Annotated in this window: 29 protein-coding genes, 1 pseudogene and 1 riboswitch; of the genes and pseudogenes, 17 read left to right on the top strand and 13 right to left on the bottom strand. The window is 52.3% G+C overall.

Annotation, left to right across the window (positions count from 1 at the left end; translation table 11 throughout):
- Positions 1-9: 9 nt before the first annotated feature.
- The 4 genes from C6I21_RS05940 to C6I21_RS05925 all read left to right on the top strand — a co-directional run bounded on the left by C6I21_RS05940 (position 10) and on the right by C6I21_RS05925 (position 2,757).
- A complete protein-coding gene (locus C6I21_RS05940) occupies positions 10-537 on the top strand; it encodes a QcrA and Rieske domain-containing protein (protein WP_105958536.1) in 528 nt (175 codons plus the stop codon).
- A complete protein-coding gene (locus C6I21_RS05935; RefSeq protein WP_105958535.1) occupies positions 530-754 on the top strand; it encodes a hypothetical protein in 225 nt (74 codons plus the stop codon). Before C6I21_RS05940 ends, C6I21_RS05935 begins: the two co-directional genes overlap by 8 nt.
- On the top strand, positions 751-1,941 hold the full coding sequence (locus tag C6I21_RS05930; RefSeq protein WP_105958534.1) for an MFS transporter: 1,191 nt from the start codon (positions 751-753) through the stop codon (positions 1,939-1,941). The genes C6I21_RS05935 and C6I21_RS05930 overlap by 4 nt, the downstream gene beginning before the upstream one ends.
- Positions 1,942-2,046: 105 nt before the next feature.
- On the top strand, positions 2,047-2,757 hold the full coding sequence (locus C6I21_RS05925) for a Crp/Fnr family transcriptional regulator (RefSeq protein ID WP_105958533.1): 711 nt from the start codon (positions 2,047-2,049) through the stop codon (positions 2,755-2,757).
- A gap of 71 nt (positions 2,758-2,828) precedes the next feature.
- Here the strand turns inward: C6I21_RS05925 and C6I21_RS05920 are convergent, their stop codons facing one another.
- Complete coding sequence (locus C6I21_RS05920; protein WP_142393220.1) at positions 2,829-3,437, bottom strand: hypothetical protein; 609 nt, start codon at positions 3,435-3,437, stop codon at positions 2,829-2,831.
- A gap of 124 nt (positions 3,438-3,561) precedes the next feature.
- On the opposite strand from C6I21_RS05920, the gene C6I21_RS05915 reads away from it, so the two are divergent.
- Positions 3,562-3,954 (top strand): hypothetical protein, encoded by a 393-nt coding sequence (locus C6I21_RS05915; RefSeq protein ID WP_105958531.1) that lies wholly within the window; start codon positions 3,562-3,564, stop codon positions 3,952-3,954.
- Positions 3,947-4,336, top strand: a complete 390-nt coding sequence (locus tag C6I21_RS05910; RefSeq protein ID WP_105958530.1) for a hypothetical protein — start codon at positions 3,947-3,949, stop codon at positions 4,334-4,336. Before C6I21_RS05915 ends, C6I21_RS05910 begins: the two co-directional genes overlap by 8 nt.
- Positions 4,337-4,374: 38 nt before the next feature.
- Here C6I21_RS05910 and C6I21_RS05905 read toward each other — a convergent pair whose 3' ends face one another.
- Positions 4,375-5,361 carry an aldo/keto reductase gene (locus C6I21_RS05905; protein ID WP_105958529.1) on the bottom strand — a complete coding sequence of 329 codons (987 nt, stop codon included), beginning with the start codon at positions 5,359-5,361 and terminating at the stop codon, positions 4,375-4,377.
- A gap of 149 nt (positions 5,362-5,510) precedes the next feature.
- Positions 5,511-5,612: riboswitch (TPP riboswitch) on the top strand.
- 107 nt (positions 5,613-5,719) lie between these two features.
- Between C6I21_RS05905 and tenA the strand changes: the two genes are divergently transcribed.
- The 6 genes from tenA (at position 5,720) to C6I21_RS05870 (ending at position 9,554) form a co-directional block, all read left to right on the top strand.
- Positions 5,720-6,391: a thiaminase II gene (gene tenA, locus C6I21_RS05900; protein ID WP_105958570.1), complete on the top strand. Its 672-nt coding sequence runs from the start codon at positions 5,720-5,722 to the stop codon at positions 6,389-6,391.
- Positions 6,392-6,401: 10 nt separating this feature from the next.
- On the top strand, positions 6,402-6,995 hold the full coding sequence (locus C6I21_RS05895) for a hypothetical protein (protein ID WP_105958528.1): 594 nt from the start codon (positions 6,402-6,404) through the stop codon (positions 6,993-6,995).
- Positions 6,996-7,056: 61 nt separating this feature from the next.
- Positions 7,057-7,410, top strand: coding sequence for a DUF3846 domain-containing protein (locus C6I21_RS05890; RefSeq protein ID WP_142393219.1), 354 nt, complete (start codon positions 7,057-7,059; stop codon positions 7,408-7,410).
- Positions 7,411-8,029: 619 nt separating this feature from the next.
- Positions 8,030-8,512: a DUF2975 domain-containing protein gene (locus C6I21_RS05880; protein ID WP_105958525.1), complete on the top strand. Its 483-nt coding sequence runs from the start codon at positions 8,030-8,032 to the stop codon at positions 8,510-8,512.
- 9 nt (positions 8,513-8,521) lie between these two features.
- On the top strand, positions 8,522-8,740 hold the full coding sequence (locus C6I21_RS05875) for a helix-turn-helix domain-containing protein (protein ID WP_105958524.1): 219 nt from the start codon (positions 8,522-8,524) through the stop codon (positions 8,738-8,740).
- Positions 8,730-9,554: a DUF817 domain-containing protein gene (locus tag C6I21_RS05870; protein ID WP_105958523.1), complete on the top strand. Its 825-nt coding sequence runs from the start codon at positions 8,730-8,732 to the stop codon at positions 9,552-9,554. The genes C6I21_RS05875 and C6I21_RS05870 overlap by 11 nt, the downstream gene beginning before the upstream one ends.
- A gap of 16 nt (positions 9,555-9,570) precedes the next feature.
- Here C6I21_RS05870 and C6I21_RS05865 read toward each other — a convergent pair whose 3' ends face one another.
- Positions 9,571-10,032 carry a GNAT family N-acetyltransferase gene (locus tag C6I21_RS05865; protein WP_181186123.1) on the bottom strand — a complete coding sequence of 154 codons (462 nt, stop codon included), beginning with the start codon at positions 10,030-10,032 and terminating at the stop codon, positions 9,571-9,573.
- A gap of 113 nt (positions 10,033-10,145) precedes the next feature.
- On the opposite strand from C6I21_RS05865, the gene C6I21_RS05860 reads away from it, so the two are divergent.
- Positions 10,146-11,771, top strand: coding sequence for an alpha-keto acid decarboxylase family protein (locus C6I21_RS05860; RefSeq protein ID WP_105958521.1), 1,626 nt, complete (start codon positions 10,146-10,148; stop codon positions 11,769-11,771).
- Between the two features lie 58 nt (positions 11,772-11,829).
- On the opposite strand, the gene C6I21_RS05855 is transcribed toward C6I21_RS05860, so the two are convergent.
- The 4 genes and pseudogenes from C6I21_RS05855 to C6I21_RS05840 all read right to left on the bottom strand — a co-directional run bounded on the left by C6I21_RS05855 (position 11,830) and on the right by C6I21_RS05840 (position 14,136).
- Positions 11,830-12,456 (bottom strand): class I SAM-dependent methyltransferase, encoded by a 627-nt coding sequence (locus tag C6I21_RS05855; RefSeq protein WP_105958520.1) that lies wholly within the window; start codon positions 12,454-12,456, stop codon positions 11,830-11,832.
- 15 nt (positions 12,457-12,471) lie between these two features.
- Complete coding sequence (locus tag C6I21_RS05850; RefSeq protein WP_105958519.1) at positions 12,472-12,711, bottom strand: hypothetical protein; 240 nt, start codon at positions 12,709-12,711, stop codon at positions 12,472-12,474.
- A gap of 14 nt (positions 12,712-12,725) precedes the next feature.
- The gene (gene rpsN, locus C6I21_RS05845) at positions 12,726-12,995 is read right to left on the bottom strand and encodes a 30S ribosomal protein S14 (protein WP_105958518.1); all 270 of its coding nucleotides are present in this window, start codon (positions 12,993-12,995) and stop codon (positions 12,726-12,728) included.
- A pseudogene (locus C6I21_RS05840) lies at positions 12,970-14,136 on the bottom strand (GTP-binding protein). Before C6I21_RS05840 ends, rpsN begins: the two are co-directional and overlap by 26 nt.
- Before the next feature lie 228 nt (positions 14,137-14,364).
- Here C6I21_RS05840 and C6I21_RS16415 point away from each other — a divergent pair.
- Complete coding sequence (locus C6I21_RS16415) at positions 14,365-14,532, top strand: hypothetical protein (protein ID WP_181186122.1); 168 nt, start codon at positions 14,365-14,367, stop codon at positions 14,530-14,532.
- On the opposite strand, the gene C6I21_RS05835 is transcribed toward C6I21_RS16415, so the two are convergent.
- The gene (locus C6I21_RS05835) at positions 14,514-15,461 is read right to left on the bottom strand and encodes a DMT family transporter (RefSeq protein WP_245411548.1); all 948 of its coding nucleotides are present in this window, start codon (positions 15,459-15,461) and stop codon (positions 14,514-14,516) included. The genes C6I21_RS16415 and C6I21_RS05835 overlap by 19 nt on opposite strands.
- A 210-nt stretch (positions 15,462-15,671) precedes the next feature.
- Between C6I21_RS05835 and C6I21_RS16410 the strand changes: the two genes are divergently transcribed.
- Positions 15,672-15,848, top strand: a complete 177-nt coding sequence (locus C6I21_RS16410; protein WP_181186121.1) for a hypothetical protein — start codon at positions 15,672-15,674, stop codon at positions 15,846-15,848.
- A 44-nt stretch (positions 15,849-15,892) separates the two neighbouring features.
- Here the strand turns inward: C6I21_RS16410 and C6I21_RS05825 are convergent, their stop codons facing one another.
- Positions 15,893-16,402: a tetratricopeptide repeat protein gene (locus C6I21_RS05825; RefSeq protein WP_105958515.1), complete on the bottom strand. Its 510-nt coding sequence runs from the start codon at positions 16,400-16,402 to the stop codon at positions 15,893-15,895.
- A gap of 12 nt (positions 16,403-16,414) precedes the next feature.
- Positions 16,415-17,161: a sugar phosphate isomerase/epimerase family protein gene (locus C6I21_RS05820; protein WP_105958514.1), complete on the bottom strand. Its 747-nt coding sequence runs from the start codon at positions 17,159-17,161 to the stop codon at positions 16,415-16,417.
- A 143-nt stretch (positions 17,162-17,304) separates the two neighbouring features.
- Here C6I21_RS05820 and C6I21_RS05815 point away from each other — a divergent pair, with 143 nt between their 5' ends.
- Both C6I21_RS05815 and C6I21_RS05810 read left to right on the top strand, forming a co-directional pair.
- The gene (locus C6I21_RS05815) at positions 17,305-17,859 is read left to right on the top strand and encodes an RNA polymerase sigma factor (protein ID WP_105958513.1); all 555 of its coding nucleotides are present in this window, start codon (positions 17,305-17,307) and stop codon (positions 17,857-17,859) included.
- Entirely contained in the window at positions 17,856-19,205 is a 1,350-nt protein-coding gene (locus tag C6I21_RS05810; protein ID WP_105958512.1) for a hypothetical protein, read from the top strand. The genes C6I21_RS05815 and C6I21_RS05810 overlap by 4 nt, the downstream gene beginning before the upstream one ends.
- Before the next feature lie 283 nt (positions 19,206-19,488).
- On the opposite strand, the gene C6I21_RS05805 is transcribed toward C6I21_RS05810, so the two are convergent.
- From C6I21_RS05805 to desA, 3 genes are all read right to left on the bottom strand, one after another.
- The gene (locus tag C6I21_RS05805; RefSeq protein WP_105958511.1) at positions 19,489-20,088 is read right to left on the bottom strand and encodes a response regulator transcription factor; all 600 of its coding nucleotides are present in this window, start codon (positions 20,086-20,088) and stop codon (positions 19,489-19,491) included.
- Complete coding sequence (locus C6I21_RS05800) at positions 20,085-21,224, bottom strand: sensor histidine kinase (protein WP_105958510.1); 1,140 nt, start codon at positions 21,222-21,224, stop codon at positions 20,085-20,087. Before C6I21_RS05800 ends, C6I21_RS05805 begins: the two co-directional genes overlap by 4 nt.
- Before the next feature lie 107 nt (positions 21,225-21,331).
- Entirely contained in the window at positions 21,332-22,363 is a 1,032-nt protein-coding gene (desA, locus tag C6I21_RS05795; protein WP_105958509.1) for a Delta(5) desaturase DesA, read from the bottom strand.
- Between the last annotated feature and the right edge of the window lie 328 nt (positions 22,364-22,691).

The following is a 22,691-nucleotide window of genomic DNA, read 5'->3' as shown; positions in this document are numbered from 1 at the left end:
GAATAACCCGTGGGAAATAAAAAGAATGTCCGGAATCAAAGAGAAGGAAAAGATGAGCTCGTTCAGCTCGTCAGCAACGTCAACCGCGCAGATGATGTGGATTTAAACCGGAGGGCGTTTATCAAAGCGACCGCCGGCATGTCGATCGCACTCGGACTCGCGACCATTCCGTTCTCGATCCGCGCGGCCATCGGCATGGAAGAGGATGACGATGCCAAAGAAATTATTGCTCTGGATGAACTGCCGCGCGGAAAATCCGCGACGTTTTATTACCCGGAGGAGAGCGATCCGGCTCTTCTTATTCATACGAAGAGCGGTGAACTCCTTGCCTACAACAGCGCGTGCACGCATTTAATGTGTCCGGTATTTTACGAATCGGAAAAAGAAGAGCTTGTCTGTCCTTGCCACAAAGGCTACTTTGACCTGAAGTCCGGTCATCCGACCGCCGGACCGCCGCAGCGGGAACTGCCGCGGATCGACGTGGAAGTACGCAATGGCGTCGTCTACGCGGTGGGGAGGCAGGTGCGCCATGGCTAAAAAACACCTGTACACCCTTGTGCTTCTCGTTTCTGTCGCTGTCCACGTCGTCCTGCTCCAGTGGACGATCGAAGCGTACCTCGGCCACGAATGGACCCGGGTCTATACCCTGACGCTCATCGCTGCCGGAACGACACTGGCGACCGCCGCCTGCACCATCGGCTGGTACCGCGCCGAATATAGAGCTGCACCACGCCATCAGGAGGGATCACGATGAACACACAAACGACACAGAGCCGGCGGATTCTGCTTATCTCGACGCTTGCCATGGCCGCAGCGTTCACCGTCTGGGCCGCGATCTCACCGCTGGCCGGACATTTCCGCGACATGTACGGCCTGAGCGCCACCCAGCAGAGTCTGCTCGTCGCTGTACCTGTACTGCTCGGCTCCATCATGCGGCTGCCCGCCGGCATTCTCGCCGACCGGTACGGCGGCAGAAAAGTATTCACCGGCCTCTTACTGTTTACCATCATTCCACTCATCGGCATCGGCTTCACGACATCCTATGCCATGCTTCTCGTCTGGGCACTCCTTCTCGGCACATCCGGAGCCGCATTCGCCGTGTCCATCACCTTCGTGTCAAAATGGACGCCGCCGGAAAAGCAGGGAACCGCCCTTGGTGTGAACGGCCTCGGCAACGCCGGAACCGCACTCGCCGGCTTCTTTCTTCCGGGTCTTGCCGCTGTGGCGGGGGTGAGCGGTACATTCTGGCTGCTCATTATTCCGGTACTCGGTTTTGCGCTGCTCATCTGGTTTTTTACACCGGAAACGCCCTTGCAGGGACCACCGAAAACCGTTCGTGACTCGCTGTCGGTCGTCCGTTTCTCCAATACGTGGGTGCTTTCATTGTTCTACTTTGTCACCTTCGGCGCATTCGTCGCTTTCAGTATGTACCTGCCGATTTTATTAATGGATCTCTATGGACTTACCGCCGTGGATGCCGGCATGCGTGCTGCCGGATTCGTCATTCTGGCCACGGCAGCCCGGCCGCTCGGCGGGTTTCTCGGGGATAAGCTCGGAGCGGAGCGCGTACTCGTCTTCGTGTTTACCGGGATTGCTGCAGGAGCCCTTGTCATCAGCGGCGGCATGCATAATCTGATTGTCATGACTGCGGCCTGTCTATTTGTTGCGGCATCTACCGGTATCGGAAACGGCGCAGTATTCAAGCTCGTTCCGCAGCTTTTCCCGCAGTCAACCGGAGCAGTGACCGGTCTTGTCGGAGCGGCAGGCGGTCTCGGAGGTTTCTTCCCGCCGATCCTTCTCGGAACGGTACGAGATCTGCTCGGTGCCTATACGGTCGGGTTCATTCTGCTCGCTGTACTGTCGGTGTGCTGTCTGCTTCTGAACTACCGCCAGTTTGTCCGCCGCCCAGCCCTTTCGTGGAAACAAGCTGCTTCATCATAAAGAAGTAAAAAAGAAGAAACTTTCTTCAACATATTTACTTTTCTGCCCGCTCCTTCTATACTGAAACCATATGCACTCTGGTTTTCACTATAGAAAGGAGCGGCTATGCTGAAGCAGGAACGTACCATGCGCCGTTTTTATGACCAGTTGTCGGAGGAAAACCGGCAGCTGCTTCTAGAGCACGGAACGGAAATGACGAAACGAATCGGCACGGTTCTCTTCACCGAAGGAGAGTACCCGGAATACGTGTATTTAGTCATGTCCGGCAAAGTCCGTCTCAGTAAAATGACGGTGGATGGCAAAGAATTCTCGCTGCATTTAAAGCAGCGCGGCGAACTTGCAGGCGAAGTAGGGCTCTTTAATCCAATGGCAATCAGCGTGACCGCAACGGTGGCAGAAGATGCTGAACTCGTGCGCTTCAACCGGGAGACGATCGAAAGCCTGTTTGAGAAAAACGGGGAAATCGCCGTCGCTTTCATGAAATGGTTCGCGATCCACACGCAGTCAACACAGGCCAAATTCCGCGATTTGATTTTATGCGGGAAAAAAGGAGGCCTGTATTCGACGTTGATCCGATTCAGCAATTCGTACGGAAAAGCACATGCAGACGGCACGCTCATCGACGTGAAGTTAACTAATCAGGATATTGCCGACTACATCGGCACGACACGCGAAGGCGTCAACCGTATGATGAACGAGCTGAAAAAAGACAGCGTGCTCTGCTACGAAGGAAACTACATTATCTTAAAAAACATTCCCTATTTAAAAGAGTACCTTCAGTGCGGGGACTGTCCCGTAGAAGTATGCACCATTTAAGTAAACAAAGAGGCTGTCTCCGTTGCTGGAGGCAGCCTCTTTCCTGTGAAGATGAACAATAACAAGCGGAATTACGACGTTGGAGAAATGCGTTTCAGCTGGTCAGCCAGAGACGGCACGTCTTCTGTCGGGGCCTGCAGCATATCGCCGGTCGGTTCCACGAGCAGGTCGGTTCCCTGCACGGAAATTTCCCCTGAGTTCGTCAGCAGCAGGCACTCTGTAATTTGATACCTCTCCGGCGAAAGCCGCTCGCAGTAATCGAGCAGTAGTCCTTCCCACGTATTTCCTTCCTTTGTGACCCGTACTTTATGTCCGGAAAGCGACCGCTGGCCGGCCTGGCGGAGAAACGCGGTCCAAGCTTTCCAGTTGCGGATCAAGTACGCTTCCTCTCCGCTTTCGGTATATCCCATAAACGTTTCTGTATCATCGACGTCTGCGGCGAGTTGTTTCTGCAGTCTAAGAATCAGCAGATGAATGCCGTCGTATTCCTGCATCGTCAGTCGCGGCGGAATGGTGAGGGAAAGCCGTTTCTGTTCCTTTTCCCATATTCCATGGAGCCGAAGACGACCTTCAGCTGACATGCTTTCTAAGCTAAGCGAATTTTCATCCAGGTTCATACCGAGGTTTTCCGCCGTTTCACTCGTCCACCGCTCTTTTGCGGGATAAAGCCATACGTTCACGAGAACCGCCTCCTTTTCTGCCTTCAGCATATCATTCTGTATGACGTGCAGCTGTGACAAAAATCACCCTGCATTATTTTCCATTAATATGGTAGTATGGAGAAAACGACTATAAGGAGCGTTTATGAAAAACCTACTATTCTCAGCAACGGTGCTCTCCGGGGTGATCGGGATTGTCACGTTGACGAGTTCGATGTTTTCCAATGGCCCGGATGTCGGATCAGGAGTCGCTTCCGCGTTGATGGCCGTATTTCTCGGACTGCAGACGGTGCATCATTATCGGAAATTCGAGGTAGAAGCCAGGCGCCATAAAGAAAATCTGCTGACGACCGCTATTGTTTCCGCGGCTTTCGTTATTACAGCAGCGGTCCTGTACCTGCTCGGAGGGGAAGTGGAAGCAATACCGCCGGTGCTCCTCGTCGTCATCGGTCTCGCCGGTGCCGGCGCTGCAGGGTATCACTATGTAAAATGGACGAACCATCGGGACAGCGGGACCGGGGAGGAATCTCATGACTAACAGACGTGCGAAAAGAACGTCGTTTTTCCTGATGGCAGCATCCATGGTCAGCCTGATTCTGCAGGACTTCACATCCATTACGCCGATTGGACTCGCCGCATCGGTCGTGCTCTTTATCGGTGCGGGAATTCTGGAGTCAATATACAAAACGCCGCCGAAAAAACGCAGCGCAGCGGAGTGGAAACAGGAGCGGAATGCTTCCGCAGCGCTTGTCCTCGTCGTTTCTTCTACGGCAGCTGTCTGCTATGCGGCTGGTCTGGAGCCGACGAACATGAGCACCAGCATTCCAATCATTCTAGCTGTCGGGGGGATGCTGTCAGTCGCGTATCACCAGTACCAGGGGAATCAGGCAGCGTCACCGGAGAATCAGGGTGGGATATAAAGAGCGGGCACCCAGGAAGGAGTGCCCGCTTTCGTTTATTAATTCCCACCGGGAAGAGGTGCCTGTCTGGAAACAAGGTTTTCGCGGCGGAGTTCCTGCCAGAATGCGTCAGGAATGTTCATCTGCAGTGCTTCCATGTTGTCTTTAATGCGCTCCGGACGGCTGCCTCCGGGAATAACGGCTGCCACAGCCGGGTGCGCGGCGGAAAATTGGATCGCCGCTGCATTCAACGGCACATCATGCGACTCTGCAATCTGTTTCAGCCGGTTGACGCGGCGGGCAATGGCGTCCGGGACATCTCCGTAGTCATAATGGTCGCCGCCGACGAGCACACCGGAACCGAATGGAGCACCGACAACGACATCCATGCCCTGTTTTTCTGCTGCAGGCATGAGACGCTGCAGAGCGTGCTCGTGATTCAGCAGGTTGTAGCGCGTAGCCTGAAGCGAAATGGTCGGCTGCATTTCCTCAAGCTGCAGCGCCGTTTCAATCGGCTCCGTGCGGTTGACGCCGAGACCCCAGCCTTGAATAACACCTTCTTTCCGCTTTTTCTCCAGAACGCGGAAAGCGCCGGTGCGCGCTTCATCAAAGCGGGCCAGCCACTCATCTCCCTGAAAGTCCGGCGAAATGTCATGCACATAGACATAATCGAGACGGTCCGTCTGCAGGCGCTTCATGCTGTCCTCGAGCGATTTCTCGGTCGCTTCTGCCGAATAGTCATCGACGACTTTGTTTTTTCGGCCGTAATGAAACAGACCTTCTTTATCTTCTTCTTCGTCGAGAATCAGCCGGCCGACTTTCGTACTCAGAACGAAGTCGTCGCGGTTGTATTGGGACAGGACTTCACCGAGACGGATCTCTGCGAGTCCTGCTCCGTAAAACGGCGCGGTGTCAAAATAGCGGATGCCGTGTTCCCAGGCCGCTTCGACGGTTCTGCGGGCCTCTTCCTCCGGTATTTCCCGGAACATGTTGCCGAGTGGGGCGGTACCGAACCCCATTTTATGATTCTGTTTCAGTTCTGCCATCGATCTTCACTCCTTTTCGTTCTCACTTTCCGTAAGTGCTATTGCCGGTACAGAAAAAATTCAAACCTGGTCCGGGAAAATGAGCCATTGGAAGGATCATCGAAAGTCTGGTTGATTTTCCCAGATGAAACGGTATAATGAGCGGTGAAGATATCCACTGGGGGAGCCTTCTACAGGCTGAGACGGCAGATGCCGGACCCTTTGAACCTGATCTGGTTGATACCAGCGGAGGAAAGTGGCTCAGGAACGGCTTTCGTACAGCTGTTTCCGCCGTGCGCTTCTTTCCATTCTGATGGGAGAAGTGTTTTTTTACTCCGGTGTGGATCATCTTCCAACATTTTTGGAGGAGGAACAGACCATGCGATTTTCAGAAGAACTGCGTCAGGAAGCGGAGCCGGTTTTTGAGGCGATTTTCCACCATCCGTTTGTGAAAGGCATCGGGGAGGGGGATCTGCCGAAAGAAGCGCTCCTTCATTACGTCCGGCAGGATTTTGAGTACTTAACGACGTTCTGCCGCATTTACGGCCTGGCCGTATCGAAATGCACGGACCGGCAGGACATGACCTTTTTCCAGGAGCAGATCGGTTTTATTTTAAACGACGAAGTCCATCCGCATCATAATTTCTGTGAGGTGGCCGGGGTGCGCTATGAAGAGCTTCAGAAGGCCCCGCTCGCACCGACAGCCCATCATTACACCCGCCACATGATGGAGGCAGCTCAGGGCTCTCTCGGCGAGACGTTGACGGCGCTTGCGCCATGCCCGTGGACATACTGGGAAATCGGCTGCAGGCTGGCGGAAGAAGTTAATCCGGACAAAACGCATCCGTTCTACGACTGGATTATGTTTTACGCCGCAGACGAAGTAGACAGCATTACGACCACGTTCCGTTCGATGATCGACCGCTGCGCCGAGCAGGCAGGAGCGGAAGAAAAAAAGCGGATGAAGTCCCACTTTCTCTTAAGCGCCCAGATGGAATATGCCTTCTGGGAGATGGCTTACAAGCAGGAAGGGTGGCCTGTCCGCACCTAGGAGGAAGGACATGAAAAAAGTAGTCGGAGCCGTTTTCCTGCTTGCTGCCTGCAGTGCAGAGGATGGGGACTATCTCACCACAGCAGATCTTGGTGATAAAGAGGAGCGGCTGCTTCAGTTTGGAAGCGACGCAGCCTGGGCCTTTGAGCCGGACATCCCGGAAGAGGCAGCGACACTCGAAATACTGTTTCAGCACTATGAAGGCGGGGAACCGGTCCGGGATACCGATCAGATCGGCGCTGTGGGAGTAGACTTCGAGTGGGAAAGCGTCGAAGAAATCTATCTTTCAGCAGCAGGTCTTACTGGAGAAGGTCCGGTTCATATGGATATCCAGTTTGATCGGGGCGGAGGCGAATTTACGGCGAGCCGGTTCAGCTCCGGAGACATAGAGCCTGTAAGCGGCGTGAGCGGAGTAGGCGGGAACGGCCGGGAGATACGGATGGAAGAACCGATCTGGCTTTATGCCGCCCATTCCGGCTCGTCAGCCGCAGGCGATTTTCTGGCTCCGGCCAACGTGGAAAGGATGATAGAGGAAGAAGACCGTGTCCTCATCCTTGGCATCCAGTTTACGGGAGAACCTCTTGGAGAAGAAGAGGATGTTTAACCTTCCGCAAAAATGGTAACTGTCTGTACAGAACGCCAATTTCGTACGAAAGGATGCAGATATGATGACTATTCTCTATCTCCAGGACAAAAACAACGGATTTGAAAAGCGCGACATGGACAATTTCAACATTGATGCCATTACAGGACTCGTGGAAGGACCTCCGGAGGCTATATATCTCCCGGAAAATATCGTCCTTTGGAAAAACCCGCGCGCCGCACTTCTGAACCAGGAGAAAAAACTTGTACTTCAGCATGAAGGCGAGCTGAATGACACGATCCACGGCAATATCGTTATTACCGGAACCGACGGTACAAAAACGATCGCGTTAAACGACGATCAGATCAACTGGGTAAACCAGAACTTAACGGAAACGGAATCGGACGGCGAAACGCTGCACGCACTTCCATATTAAGCGTCATTTCCCCCGCAGTGCCCCGGCACTGCGGTTTTTTTGCTTGATGGGATTCCGGGTATGCTCCATCCAGGTCTGCGGGCTGTGGCGGCCGTGGATGCAGAAACAGGGCTGGGACGCCGGTGCGATTCGTTTTGTGCTTGAAGAAACATGGCTCCGCACGGCCGCGCCGCATGGCAGAAGTTCGCTTCCCTGCGGCTCAAACCAAAGGCCGGCTCCGCTCATGCGCTGCAGCCGTGCAACTAGCGCCCGGCTTGCAGACAAGCCCACGCAGGCTTCCGCCGAGGGCTGGAGAAGCACCGCTATCCTACCACCTGTTCGACAGCCTTCCCGAAAAGGGAGGGTTTCTTTTTTTTGCCTTCTAAAAAGTATTCGTTTACCCTTACTCCGGAGCGGAAGCTTCTGTTAGTAGACTTTACTTCTCCGTCGTGAGACTTCACTGCCGGCTCCCCCTTCCTTATCGTCAGCTCCCCTCCGGAACACGCGCAGCTTCAGACATTGGAAGAAGAGAACTCTCCTCATAATTGTTACCTTTATACAAAAAGAATAATTATTTATTGATAAACGATAAATAACCAGCTATACTAACAGAAGAATCTGGTAAATGAGGTGACGGATAATGAAATGGAGTTCTACGCTGCTGTTAAAAGCAGCGCTTGCTTTAATGGCGGTGCCGGTTCTTCTGCTCTGTTTGTTTATCGTACCGCAGGCAGCGTCGTTTGCTGCGCTGATGGTACCTGAATTTCCAGGCATCGGTCTGCTTGTCTACGCGGTCTTTTACGGATCGGCTGTGCCGTATTTTTCAGCGCTGTATCAGGCATACCGTCTGCTGCGGCTGATCGACCGGAAAGAAGCGTTCTCAGCCGTATCGGTAGGGGCGCTGACGAAAATCAAATACTGCGGCATGGCAATTACACTCATCTATGCTGCCGGCATGCCGCTGTTTTATCTTGTAGCCGATGCAGATGATGCACCAGGGCTTATCGTCATCGGCTTGTTTATTCTGGCAGCTTCGTTCATTATTGCTGTCTTTGCAGCGGTTCTGGAACGTCTCTTACGGGAAGCCGTCGACATGAAAACCGAACAGGAATTTACGGTGTGAGGTGGGAATATGGCAATTATCATTCGACTTGACGTCATGCTTGCGAAGCGGAAAATGAGTGTCACCGAATTAGCAGAGCGCGTCGGCATTACGATGGCGAACGTTTCCATCTTAAAAAATGGGAAGGCGAAAGCTGTGCGGTTTTCTACGCTGGAAGCACTCTGCCGGGTGCTGGAGTGCCAGCCGGGGGATCTTTTGGAATACGTGGAGGATGACGATGAAGCATAAACTGCAGTCGGCTGTGGCCTACCCAAAGCATCCGGTCCGTGTCAGCCGTCCGCCGCACGCTCTCGTTCAATTCTGGCATTTCGGCTGGCAGCAGGCTCTTTCCTGCATCTTCCCGGTAATTATTTTTGCCGGGCTGGCTCTGACACAGCTGGTGGACCTCCCGCTTCTTGCCAGGTACGACTGGCTGCTTCTGTTTTTTCTCACAGCGCAGATCGTCTTAGTAAAAACTGGCATTGAAACGGCTGATGAAGGGAAAGTCATTCTTCTTTTTCACGTTCTCGGCCTATCGCTGGAATTGTTCAAAGTACAGATGGGATCGTGGAGCTATCCTGAAGAAGCATGGACGAAAATCGCCGGCGTGCCGCTCTACAGCGGATTCATGTACGCGAGTGTCGCCGCCTATTTGTGTCAGGCGTGGCGGAGGCTCGGGATTTCCCTGATCCGCTGGCCGCGTACGTATATCGTTCTGCCGCTCACGGCCGCGGTATATGCCAATTTTTTTACGCATCACTACATCACTGACCTGCGCTGGGTGCTCACCGGCCTTGTCGTGCTGCTGTTCTTCCGGGCTTCTGTCCGGTTTCAGGTGAACGGCCGGGTGTACCGGATGCCGATGCTTCTTTCGTTTGTACTCATCGGCTTTTTCGTCTGGACCGCGGAGAATATCGCCACGTATTTTCAGGCGTGGGCCTACCCGTATCAGACAGAGCGATGGACGGTCGTGGACTTAGGGAAATTGAGCTCCTGGATGCTGCTAGTCATCGTCAGCTTTTTTCTGACAGCCTCGTTAAAACGGTTGAAAGAAAACGGTTGATATTTCCCGGGAAATATTAGAGGTATTTCCGCATCCGCATGACGGTCCCGTTCTCTTCCACGCCGATTTCTTCCATGCCTGTATGAAGGTAGAAGCCGCGTGCTGCTTCGTTGGTAAGCGATACCCGGAGATGGTACTCCCGGAGGCCGTGGGAGAGAAACAGCCGCTCTGCATACTGGAGCATATCCCGGCCGGTTCCGGTGCCGCGTTTTTCCGGAATCACATAGAGCAGATGCACATAGCCGATCATATTCTGCTCATAAACCGAAACAGCCAGCTCCAGCTGCCCGATAAACACGTCATTTTCCTGCACGAGGACGAACCCCTCCGGAAAATGGCGTTTCTTTTGGGCGAGCCACTCCAGATACGTTTCCGGTTGAAAGTGACTGCTCCGGCCGAAACTTTCCTCCAGTGCCTGTCTGCGGAAAGCGGTCAGCACCGCTTCGTGTTTCTCGAGCTGTACAGGGATGTATTTCACGAAGATCACTTCTTTCCAGCATTTTCTGCATCATATCATACAAAAATAGGAAGGACATCGGTTAATTCAGGAAGAAAGAGGGAAAGGGGAATGCAAAGAAAGGTGTGTTCAGCATGAAAACGACAACTGTTAAAGCGTGGCTGTTTGACTGTATCCGGGATGCCGGTATTAAGATCGTCTTCGGTCTTCCGGGAGACTATAATTTCGGTTTGTGTGATGAAATTGAAACGCGGGAAGACCTGCGCATGATGCATATGAGAAATGAATTAAATGCAGGCTACGCAGCGGATGGGTATGCGAGGGCCACCGGCGCAGCAGCGATGATTACGACGTATGGTGTCGGCGATTTAAGTGCGGTGAATGCGACCGCCGGTGCCTTCAGCGAATCCGTGCCGCTGATTCATGTGGTTGGATCGCCGGACAGTGACGTGCTGGAGGATGGAAAACTCGTCCACCACTCTTTAATGAACGGGGACACAGACGCCTACCTGCGTATGCACGAACCGATTACAGCGGCTGCTGAGCGGATCACCGCAGAGACGGCTGCGGAAACGATTCCCCGTCTCATTGATCTCGCACTCACAGAGCGGAAGCCGGTATACATCGAAGTGCCGCAGGATACGGCTGATGCGGAGATCACCCTGACCGGACCGGAAGAGAAGCAGGAAGTGGAAAATGTGGACAGCTGGTGGGCAGCGGACGCTGTACATAAAGCGGTGGAGGAGGCGGAGCGCCCCGTCCTGCTCGTCGATGTCGGCGTTTCCCGCTTTCTGCAGGAAGAGGCAGTGCTTCAGTTCAGCCGCGTATATCAGCTCCCCACCTACCAGACCATGCAGGGGAAAAGTGCCTTTCCGGAGGACGAACCACAGTATGGCGGAGTCTACGGAGCCGCCTTCGGTCCGGAATATATCCGGAAGCAGGTGGAGGAAGCGGACGTTATTGTAACGGCCGGTCTTCTGCTGTCTGATTTCAATACGTCCAAGTTTCAGGCAGAGCTTGATGAGAACAAGCGGATCGATCTGCAGCCGGATCATACGATGCTTTTTGGCGAGCGGATTGATCAGGCGCTGATGACAGACGTGCTCCGTGAACTCGGGAAGCGGGAATCAGCCCGCGGGAAAGTAGAGCTGGAAACACCAAAGCTGGTGAAGCACAGCGCGAAAAACCAGCGCCTTTCCAGCACGGTGTATTACCCGATTTTAGAGGAGGCTCTTCCAAAAGGAGGCATCCTCACTGTCGATACCGGAAGCTTCTCCTATGGCATGCCGTACGTCAAGCTGCCGGAGGGATGCCGGATGTTTTCGCAGGGGTCGTGGCAGAGTATCGGCTATGCGCTTCCTGCCGCAGTCGGTGCAGCCGCTGCGGAGCCGGAGACGCCGGTCTGGTGCATGATCGGAGACGGGGCGCTGCAGCTGACCGTGCAGGAATTGAGTACGATGCACGTAGAGAAGATGGCGGTAAAAATATTCATCCTGAATAACCTCGGCTACGCCGTGGAGCGCCGTCTTCATCCGGGGCGGCCGCATGCTGATTATAACGACATTCCACTGTGGGATTACGCAGCGGTTACTGCAGCGTTTGCTCCGGGGGCTGTCGTGGACCGCGCGGAAACGGCCGGGGAACTGGAAGACGTGCTGGCAAAACAGGTGGACGGACTGCATGTGATTGAGCTTGTCGTCGATGATGAAATGGATGTTCCGTTTCATCTGCAGAACTTAAGTGAATCGATCGAAGAATAACGAACGAAATCCCTCCCGGCAGATGACGTCCGCCTGGAGGGATTTTTTTGCTGTTTATTCACGTTTTCCAGGCGGTGATGTGCCAGTAGGGAAATGGTGCTTTTTCCGGATGTTCTTTATTTGGCTCGAGCATCATGGAAATATCCAGCTGCGCAGCCTCAGAAAATAATGGGCGCAGTCGTTCTTCGGTGTAAAAATAAAGCGGTACACCGGGGGAGGCTTCGTAATAATGATCGGCGAGCTTTGTTCCTCTGCCGAACATCGGAGCTTCCGGTGTGATGGTTGTGTGTACCATGCAGCCGCCGGGATTCAGACGCTGGAAACAGTGGCGGACGAACGCTTCATGCGTTCCCGGCGGCAGTAAGTGCAGCAGCGCGTGGGAATAAATCCCGTCGAACGTGCCTGTCAGGCTGGGCAGTTCAGAAATATCCCCCTGCATCATCGTCATCGAAAACGGCTGCTTTCCTGCCAGATCGACGGCTGTTTCGGAGAGTTCCAGTCCGGTGACGTCCATGCCCCGGTCGACAAACGGCCGTGCGTTCCGGCCGTACCCTGCGCCGGGCACTAGAACTGTACGGAATCCATGACTGGAAAACAACGCTGCCGTTTGCACGGCAGAATCAGCGGGTGCGTGTCCCCACAGGTACGGAATTTTTTGGAACGTTTCTTCCCAGATCGATGTCATGACACCCAGCTCCTTTTACGAATTGGCCTGCACATACAGTATAGCAAGGCGGCAGAGATAGCTGTGCAGCAGTTCCGGATCGTCTTTCACCGGTTCCAGGAATAACAGCAGTTCTTCCTGATCTTCGGCCGGGCTGTCGATTAATTCCTGGATAAGAAAGGCGCTGTCCATCCAGTGAAGCACGCCGTCCAGATGAAAGGAGTAGCTGCGGTCATCTGCAATATGGTCGTTCAGAATGGTATGCAGCAGCGGCATCGTTGGTTCCTCCTTTACCAGCTGGCTTTTTTGACTCCGGGAATCTGGCCTTTGTGTGCAAGTTCCCGGAAGGCGATGCGGGACATGCGGAATTGATTCATATAGCCGCGCGGACGTCCGGTTAATTCACAGCGGCTTTTCAGTCGTGTCGGAGAAGAATCCCGCGGTAGTCTGCGGAGCGCTTCATAGTCTCCTTTTTCTTTCAGTTCTTTTCGTATTTCTGCGTAGCGGGCTACCATTTCCTCCCGCTGCTTCTGCTTAGCGACTTTTGATTTCTTTGCCATGTGGTCGGCTCCTTTCAATGGTTGTCAGACAGTCATCCAGGGAACGGCAGATCGCTTCTTCGTCCATGTCGACGCCGATAAAAACGATCTCCGTTTTCCGGTCGCCTTCAGGATGACGATCAAGCTCGCGTTGAAGATCAGGATCCTCCTGCATGAGCTCCTGCTGAGCGTCCTCCTCAAGGGAAGCGGCCCACTGGGCGACCGCGTTCAGCGAGCCGGAGGTTCCGGCCTGGGAAAGAAGAAACGCGAGGTCCGGATATTCCGACAGCCAAGTAATGCCTTTGGCACGGGCAATGGACTAAGGGATTTCTTCAAACCAGGCTTCCAGCTTCCGGCTGTCGAACGGAGCCCGGCGCCGGTAAACGAAGGATGAGATCCCGTACTCTTCGGTTTCCGGGATATGCTCTTCAGCTTCCAGCTCTTTGATCCAGCCGGCGGACATGCTCGCTTTATCAAAGGAGAATTTTCCGGTGTTGACCACCTTATCGAGCGGAACACGTGCATAGGCGGCATCGATAATTTCTGCTTCCGGCTGCAGCTTCTGCAGGAAGGATCGCAGCTTTTGACGCTCGGATTCCGGAACGAGGTCCGTTTTGTTTAGAATCAAAACATCACAGAATTCGATCTGATCAACGAGAAGATCGACGATGCTGCGCTCGTCTTCCTCGTCCAGTCCCTGGCGGCGGTCAAGCAGCGTATCGCCGGAGCCGTAATCGTTCCAGAACCTGTTTGCATCGACGACGGTGACCATCGTATCAAGGCGGCAGGAGCTGGTGACATCCACGCCGAGCTCTTCATCGATGTAACTGAACGTCTGCGCGACCGGCACGGGTTCACTGATGCCGGAGGATTCAATGACGATGCGGTCTATGCCGCCTTTCTCCGCCAGGTCCTGCACTTCCAGCAGCAGATCTTCCCGGAGCGTGCAGCAGATGCACCCGTTCGACAGCTCGACCAGCTTTTCCTCCCGCCGGCGGAATCCGCCCTGCTTCATGACTGCCGCATCGACATTCACCTCACTCATATCATTGACGATGACGGCCGTCCGTGACGGACCCTCTTCTAAAATGTGCTGCAACAGCGACGTTTTCCCCGCACCGAGGAAACCGCTGAGCACCGTTACTGGAATGCGTGTATCCACAACATGACCTCCCTGGCTCTGTCTCTTCTTTTTGTCGTAATCATTACGATTAACAATTTGCAGTATATCGTAATCATTACGATTTGTAAAGCTGGTCATGCTTTTTAAGAAGGGACCTTTTCGCAGGATGAAGGTTTTTACCGCAGAATAAGAGAGCAGCAGCTTCAGGCATTTCGTAACGTTTTAATCGGGAAATTAGCAGCGGCTCTGAAATGAAGTGAAACGTATATGTCATCTAAAGAGCTGATAGAGAGAGTTCGATCTGCCGAGGAGAAAGCAGGGGAGCACGTTTTTGAGGTGTACGGAGAGGAAGTGCCGGCACCTAAAGAGACGGATGACGCGCAGGATACCGGCCGCTTTCGATTCCTCTACTTTTTCTATCCTTCGTTCGTGTAGCTGTATTCCTTTCCCGGGTATTTGCGCTCGACGCGGCGGCGGAAGGAAACGACCGTCAGCATAATGGAAGTGATGACGAGAACGAAACCGACTGCCTGCCAGAATGTTACTATTTCATTCAGCACAAATACGCTGAGAAGCACGGAGACAACGAGCTCAGTGGAAGACAAAATGGCAGCCCGGCTCGATTCCACGTAGGCAAGACCGAGAGTAAACAGCAGGTAGGCAGCGATCGTGGCGATAAATGTAAGCGCAAGCATCGGCAGAAGCACATCGATCTGCAGGACGGTGCTTGTCTGCTGCCAGATGGCGCTTGTCGGTACGGAAATGACGCTGCCTGCAGTGAACCCGTAAAACGTAATCGTGAGCGGATGGTAGCGTCCGCTTACGTATTTACCGATCAGGCTGTAGGAGGCACAGAACAGTCCGGCCATCAGTCCAAGAAAGACGGTTAATAGATCAATCGGCTCGGATCCACCGAGCGGAATGAAGCCGATCGCCATCGCACAGCCGATAATGGTGAGAACGATGGCCATGTTTTTCTGGAGCGACAGCTGTTCACCGAATGCGAATTTTGCAATAAGAGAGGCAAATATCGGCGAAGTGTAGACGAACACGACAGCGATGGCGAGAGAGGCGCGGTCCATCACTGCAAAGTAGAAGCCGTTGAATAAGGACATGCCGCACAATCCTAAAAGGATGAGGTACGGCAGATCCCGGCGGTCGATGCGGAGGTGCTCCCGTTCAAACAAAATCAAGACGAGAAACAGGACGAAGGCAGAGGAGGACATCCGTGCAGCGACGACCTGCCACGGGGTGAAGCCCGCCTGATAGAGTTGATCGACGAACAGGCCTGTAAGTCCCCAACAGGCAGCGCCTGCAATGACAAGTATGTAGCCGAATGACTGGCGGAATAATTCCTTCATCATGAATCCCTCCTCTGCGGTTACGCTCAACGTATCGTAGTTACGCGGAGAAAACAAGCGGATATATCCTAATATATGGTAAAATTGAAAAACTTTTTTCATATAGTTTTATATTGGCTCCTTCCACTGTTTACACAGGTACTGTATTCTGTAAACCTCTATTTCCTGAAAGCACCCCGTGCTATACTGGCGGAAGAGGAAAGGAGCGGAATCATGAACTGGATACGGACGTTGTTATGGATTAACTTTCTCGGCAGTATCGGTGCCATTATCGTCTATGCGGTGACGAGAAACATGCTCAGCTACCGGGAGGATTTTCTTTTATTCGCCGGCCTGTTTGCTGCAGTGAGCGGTGTAGGTTTACTGCTGGAACGCAGCATAGAACGTTAAAAAACGCGCGTCCGCCATGGACACGCGTTTTTTCAGTCTTGCAGTTACCGGCTGCGCCGTTTTTCCATGAGCCGCTCTTTCCGTGCGGCAAAGCCGCCGGGAGTTCCGTCTCGGATCCCGAGCTTTTCCGCCTCCGCGGCGACGTCAATGGCGCCGTCGATGTTGCCTTCTTCTTCATAAATTTCAGCAAGCCGGTGGAAGGCAGGAATATCCGGCGGGATAAAATCAAGCAGGGACTCTTTGTGATACTCTTTTTTGAATGCCTCAATAATTTCCGGTGCCGCTTCAATGTGGGAGCGGCTGACGTTTTTTAGTTTCTCATGGGACGATGCATCTCTTCTTGATGCATAAAACTCCCCGGCAGCCATATGCCAGTCGTGTTTTTCAGGTACAGACGAAATAGCTTTGCCGGCGTCTGCAAGTGCAGCTTCCGCTTCCATCGGATTTTTTTTGCGCTCTTCATCAAACCTGCGGAGTGCTTCCTCAAACGCTTCTGAGCGCTTCGCGGAGGCGTGTTCTTTCTTTGAGGAATGGAAAAACGAAAATAAACGCATGGTCGATCCCTCCTAGCTGAGGTAGGTTTCTTTTAAATAGTTCATGCTTTTTTCCGCACTGTTCAAGGCGCCGATGCGGGAAACGTCCTGTTCAACGACGAGCCACTCCGTCCCGATCTCTTCGGCTTTTTGAATGACAGCCTGCACATCAATGCCGCCGCTGCCGAGCTCCGCAAAGTCCTCGGTGCCATCGTTCGTCATATCTTTCAGGTGAACGAGCGGCGTTTTGTCGTGGAACCGTTCCATCCATTCGACTGGATTTTCTCCGGCGCGCGTCAGCCAGTAGACGTCCAGTTCCGCATGAATCTGTGGATGATGAAGGAGCAGTGGAAGTGGAACGGTTCCTCCCTGCGGCTGCAGTTCAAAGTCGTGATTATGGTAGCTGAAGATGAAACCGGCACGGCTGCAAGCCTCTGCGATCGGCTTTAGTCTTGCGGCGACATCTTCATATGCTGCTCTGGAGCTGCGGTCGTTCTCCTCCAGAAATGGGCAGATGATGTGCCGGTTGCCGAGCACTTTGTGGTAATCAAGGACATTTTCCAGGTCGGATTCCAATTCGGCAAGCGGAACGTGGGCGCCGGAGACCCGGAGGCCGAGTTCATGAAGCAGCTCCCGCAGTTCTTCCGCTTTCATGCCGCCGTACCCCGCAAATTCCACACCGTCGTAGCCGAGCGATGCCACCTTCTCGAGTGTGCCTTTAAAATCGGCCGCGGTTTCCTCCCGCAGGCTGTATAACTGAATGGAGATCGGTAACGTCATGGAATCGCTCCTTTAACTGAAATGGGTTTCTTTCTCTTATACCCCATTCGACAGAAAGAAAAAAACTCCTTTTTAAAAAAAGGGAGCATCTTTTGGAAAAATTATGCTTCCTACGGACAGACAGGCAGAAAAGGAGGGATACGATGCAGGACGACGAACTGGTCGGGCGGATCCAGTCAGGTGATGATCGTGCCGTAGCAGAGCTTCACGGCCGATACGTGGATGCGGTGTTCCGCTACCTGCTTACCCAGACGAGCAGCTACCACGATGCAGAAGAACTGCTGCAGGATGTCTTTTTCCGCGCAGCATCAAAAATACATTCCTTCCGGGGAGAGGCGTCGGTGAAAACATGGCTCTTTTCCATAGCAAAAAACGCCGTGAAAGACTATTACCGCCGCCGTGCGAAGCACGACATGGTGAAAACAATGGAAGAAAAGGACCTGGAGCAATCGTCGTTTTCCAAGGATAACGCGGAAAAGCAGATGATGCGCCATATACATATGAATGAGCTGGAGCAGTGCATGAAGGAGCTCCCACTGGAGTACAGGCAGGTGCTGCATTTGAGGTTCCTGGAGGATATGAGCATTAAGGAAACGTCGCAGGTGCTGGAGAAGTCGCAGTTATCCGTGAAGGCGCTCCAGTGGCGGGCGCGGAAAAAGCTGAAGGAATGCATGGGAATGGAGGTGTTTGCGGAATGACCCATCGTGATGTCGAAGAAGCCAAGTCGCGCCGGCCATCCAGAGCAGCAGCCGACAGAAGTCTTGCTGCGTTTTATGACGGGCTCCAATCCGCCGAACCCCCTCCCAAGCGGAAGCCGCCGAAACTGTTTATCGGAGGAGCAGCCGCAGCCTGCGCTATTCTCGGAGCGCTGATCATCGTGCCCGGAGATTTCAACCTGCCGCAGCCGGGGGAAAATGACGAACCCGAAGACGTGGAAGAGATTGAAGAGGATGAAAATGACGTAGAGGAAAACGAGCAGGATCCGGAGATGGAGTATAGTGAGACGGAAGATATAGAATTAGACAGGGCGTATAACCCTCATAATAAATCCTTCGGTAATGTTGGCAGTAGCTTTCAAGAATGGCAGAATTATTTAATACCTTTAAGCTGGGATGACGCTGGATCAATGCAAAATGAATTTACGGTCATAAATAGATATGAGAACAATGATAATTGGATGGAAATTCAATTATTTAGTAAAGAAGCAGATCAAGAGGTATTTGATGAGTATTTATCCGAAGTGTTAGAAAGAGTAAATGGAAATGAAGAGCTTTTAGTGAATGGTGAACAGGTTTTAGATCAAATTATTACACACGAAGCCAATTTATTCGATAACAATTCAGAAATAGCGAAACAACATAAAGATAGACTAAAGAAAAGTGATATTCAAGGATTAGAGGTATATACTTTCAAAGATCCCGATAATAATAAGTTTTTAGAAGTTTATACTGGGTCCATTTATCACACGCCGTTTATCCTCAGTTCATCTTTTGAGCTGGATAGATCTGAAAACTGGCAGAACTCCTGGATTACTCTCTCCTCACTGGCTAAACATGAAGATTATGCTGCGGTACCATTAATCAATGATACTAACTACACTACGAACTTTGATAGATTAGAAGAAGCAGTGATAAATTTTAATGGGTATAACGCAGACTTCTCGCCGGAAGTTAAGTTGCATTACTTTGATGAACTGGATATGCACACATATATACCTGCTGATGCAAAAGTTCATAAAGAAGAGTATGATCATTCGATTATCTGGTATATCAACTATGTTTATAATGGTGAAGAAGAAGAGATATTTCATGGTACTTTTAAGAAGGGATCTACATTTGATGAGATTAAAGACGAATTAAATGAAGTGCTCCCTGATGTAAAAGGAAGTGAGGACAATTTTCAAACTGTAGGTAAGGGGGCTGTAAAAAGGGAGTACAGTCTCGTAAGAGAAGCTAAAGAGGAATTGAGCGAACCACGGTTTCTAAATATTCTGCTTCAGATGCGTGAATATGAGGAGATGAAAGCTGACGAGGTTCCTAAATAAAGCCATAGCTTTTTAGTGTAGTCTTATAATGACATGAATGTAAAACTACTTGTATACTCCTCAAAGTGAAAGATGGCGACTCCCGGAGGATCAGCGCAGTCTGAAGATCCACTTCTGCGGAAGTATTTCCGCAGAAGTTAGCTGAAGACAAGCCCTCGGGAAAGCGTCCATCTGAAACGGTGAGTGTACTGAAAAGTCATTATAAGCACTAATTCCCTTCAAACGAAAAATCGCCAAAACCACCCCTGCAGTTCTCAAAACGAGAGACTGGGGGTGGTTTTCATTATCGAATCCACCCGCGCTCCCGGCAGAGGGAAATGGCTTCGATCCGGTTTTTGACTTCGAGTTTATCGAGAAGCGTCGAGACATAGTTCCGGACAGTGCCGTTCGTCAGGAACAGCTCGCCGGCAATCTGTTTCGTCGTATGTCCGTCTGCGATCAGCTGCATGATCTCCATTTCCCGTGCTGTCAGAGGGTTCGGATTGTCGTAGAGCTGATCGATCAGCTCCGGAGCGTACACACGCCGGCCTTCCATGACCGTATACACCGCGTCCGCCAGCTCTTCACTCGGACTGTCTTTTAACAGGTAGCCGTCCACGCCGGCGCGGCGCGCATGTTCAAAGTAGCCTCCGCGCGCAAACGTCGTCAAAATAATAATGCGGCACGAATGATCTTTTAATTTCTCTGCAGCCTCCAGTCCCGTCAGACCGGGCATTTCAATATCCATAATGCAGATATCGGGATTCAGCCGCTCGACCATCTCCACGGCTTTTTCCCCGTCCGGTGCCATGCCGACGACCTCCATATCCTCCCGGAGGTCAAGAAGCGATCCGAGCGCCCCCAAAAGCATCTGCTGATCTTCTGCAAGTACAATCCGTATCACGTTCCAGCCTCCTCCGTATCGGAAGGACGGACATTTGTCGGCACGAACATCGTTAATGTCGTGCCTGCATTTCCATCCACCGTCAATGTTCCGTTCACAAACTCGAGACGTTCTTTCATTCCCTTCAATCCGCTTTTTTTCCGGGCAAATGGCACATCCGCTAGCCCTGCGCCGTCATCCGACACCCGGACCCGCACGCCCTGGTCTTCCTGCGTTACCGTAATTTCGCACACTTCCGCATAGCTGTGCTTCACCACGTTCGTCACCGCTTCCTTCAGACACATGCTGAGCGTGTTTTCGACAAGGAGCGGTACATCCCGGATCTCTTCCTCCCCGTGAAAACGACATTCGATCTGGGCTGCCTGAAGCAGTTCCCGTACATGAACCATCTCATCTCTCAGGCGGATGCCCCGCATGTCGGACACCATGTCCCGGACTTCTTTCAGTGCCAATCTCGCTGTCTGATGAATATCATCGACTTCTTTTTTCGCTTTCTCCGGTTTTTTATCGATCAGCTGGCCGGCGAGTTCACTTTTCAGACCGATCAGCGACAATTTCTGACCGAGCGTATCATGCAGGTCACGGGCGATACGCTGCCGCTCCTCGACGACAACCAGTTCAGAAATGCGCGCGTTTGCCAGTTCAAGCTGGGAGCGGAGCTGTTCCTGCCGGTTTCGTGAAGCGATCACCGGAGGCAGAAGAATCATGCCGATGACACTGATGAAAATAAAGGGAAGCTGCATCATGTACATTTCCTGCTGCAGGAAAAAACCGGCGGTCACGACGCCGAGGGACAGGACGAGATGGACAACATACAAAGAAATAAACCCCGGTCTGCTCCGGACGTTACCGATAAAGAAAGCAAGAAACAGGAAGAAGTAAACGTAGCCGAAGTACAGCGTCATCCCTGCGCTGATCACCATCTGCAGGCTGACAGACACATAGAGCGGCCAGCCGTGCCGTATAAACGTCAATGTATACACCGTGAAGAAAAGGACGATCATCACAATGCCGAGACCGACTTCCGCTACCGTGGAAAAGCGGATAATAAAATAGAAAGGCAGCAGGCAGAAAATCAACCAGGCGTACAGGCTGAGCCCCGTGCTTTTTGGAAATAAATGAAACCAGTTATGCATGGCCGACCATCCTCCGTTCGCTCGTTTCAGTGTAGCACAGAACGTGTGAAAAAAGGAGGCATCCCGACCGGCGGGAGTGCCTCCTTGATAGGTGCTGTTTCGTTCCATCAGCCGGTCATCCGCTTACGGTTATCCGGACGGACGGGCGTCTGTTTTTTCTCTGCTTCCTTGAACGTAACGAACTGTTTGGCGTCCTCATCGAACAGGCGGAACCGGATCGATTCGAAGCTCGACCAGAGCGTTACGGTGGTTACCTTTTGAAGCGGCGTCGTTTTCTCATGAGTTTCTTCCAGGTTGTAGTTCGGTACCTTCGGGCTCAGGTGGTGCACGTGATGGTAGCCGATGTTGCCGGAAAGCCACTGCAGTACTTTCGGAAGCTTGTAATAGGAGCTGCCGTCCACCGCTGCTTTGACGAAATCCCAGTTCTCTTCGTGCTCGAAGTAGGCATCTTCAAACTGGTGCTGCACGTAGAAGAGCCAGATGCCGAGTACACCGGAGACGAACAGAGTCGAAAGCTGAATAGCGAGAAATGCCCATCCGAGCGTTAAAATACCTGTCGTGTAAAGAACGACGAGACTTGCATTGATCAAGTGGGTGTTCCACCGTTCGCGGCCTTTTGCGCCTTTGCGGTTCAGGCGGTTGTCGTATAAAAAGAGCATCCACGGACCGAGCCCGAACATGACGAGCGGGTGACGGTACAGTCTGTACTGCAGGCGTTCCATTTTAGAAGCCTGCTTCCACTCTTCGACGGTCATAATCCAGATGTCGCCGATGCCGCGCTTGTCGAGGTTGCCGCTCGTAGCGTGGTGAATGGCGTGGCTCCGCTTCCACTTTTCAAATGCGAAGTGTGTGAATATGCCGGTGATTGTTCCCATGATGCGGTTCGCTTTCTGGTTTTTAAAGAAAGATCCGTGAGTGCAGTCATGGAAAATAATGAACATCCGCACGACGAAGCCTGCGGCAAGAACAATAAATGGAACGGCAAGCCATACAGAAACTTCCAGGCTCTGATAGGCAAGAAACCAAAGAAGGAAAAACGGTGGAATCGTATTTATAATCTGCCAGATACTTTTCTTTGTGTCCGAGGTGGTAAATGGCTGTACGCTTTTTTTCAGTTCGCGCTGCTGTTCTTTACTCATTGTGTCGCCCTCCGTTCTCTTTAACTATCTTCAGTATACTGGATCTGGCACCAGCTCATAAGACATAGCTGTCAGGAAAACGAAATGACAAATGTCATATTGTGTCGAGAACTGTCCGCACACAAAAAATCCCGGCAGAAAACCTGCCGGGAAATGCTGAAAAAGTTGTTATAAAAAGTAGGAAAGAAGCAGCGCGATGCCGTACATTGGAGCAGCGACGACGATCGTGCCGATGACGAGCTGCCAGAGCCCTTGAAAAAACCGTTTCATGGATGGTGCACCTCCGGAATTAATCTCTATGGAAAGTGTACCACAGGCAGGAACGGGC

This window comes from Alkalicoccus urumqiensis (genome assembly GCF_002993335.1).
GTDB lineage: Bacteria > Bacillota > Bacilli > Bacillales > Salisediminibacteriaceae > Alkalicoccus > Alkalicoccus urumqiensis.
The sequence above is the reverse complement of the archived record's forward strand: the minus strand, read 5'-3'. Positions and strand labels throughout refer to the sequence as shown.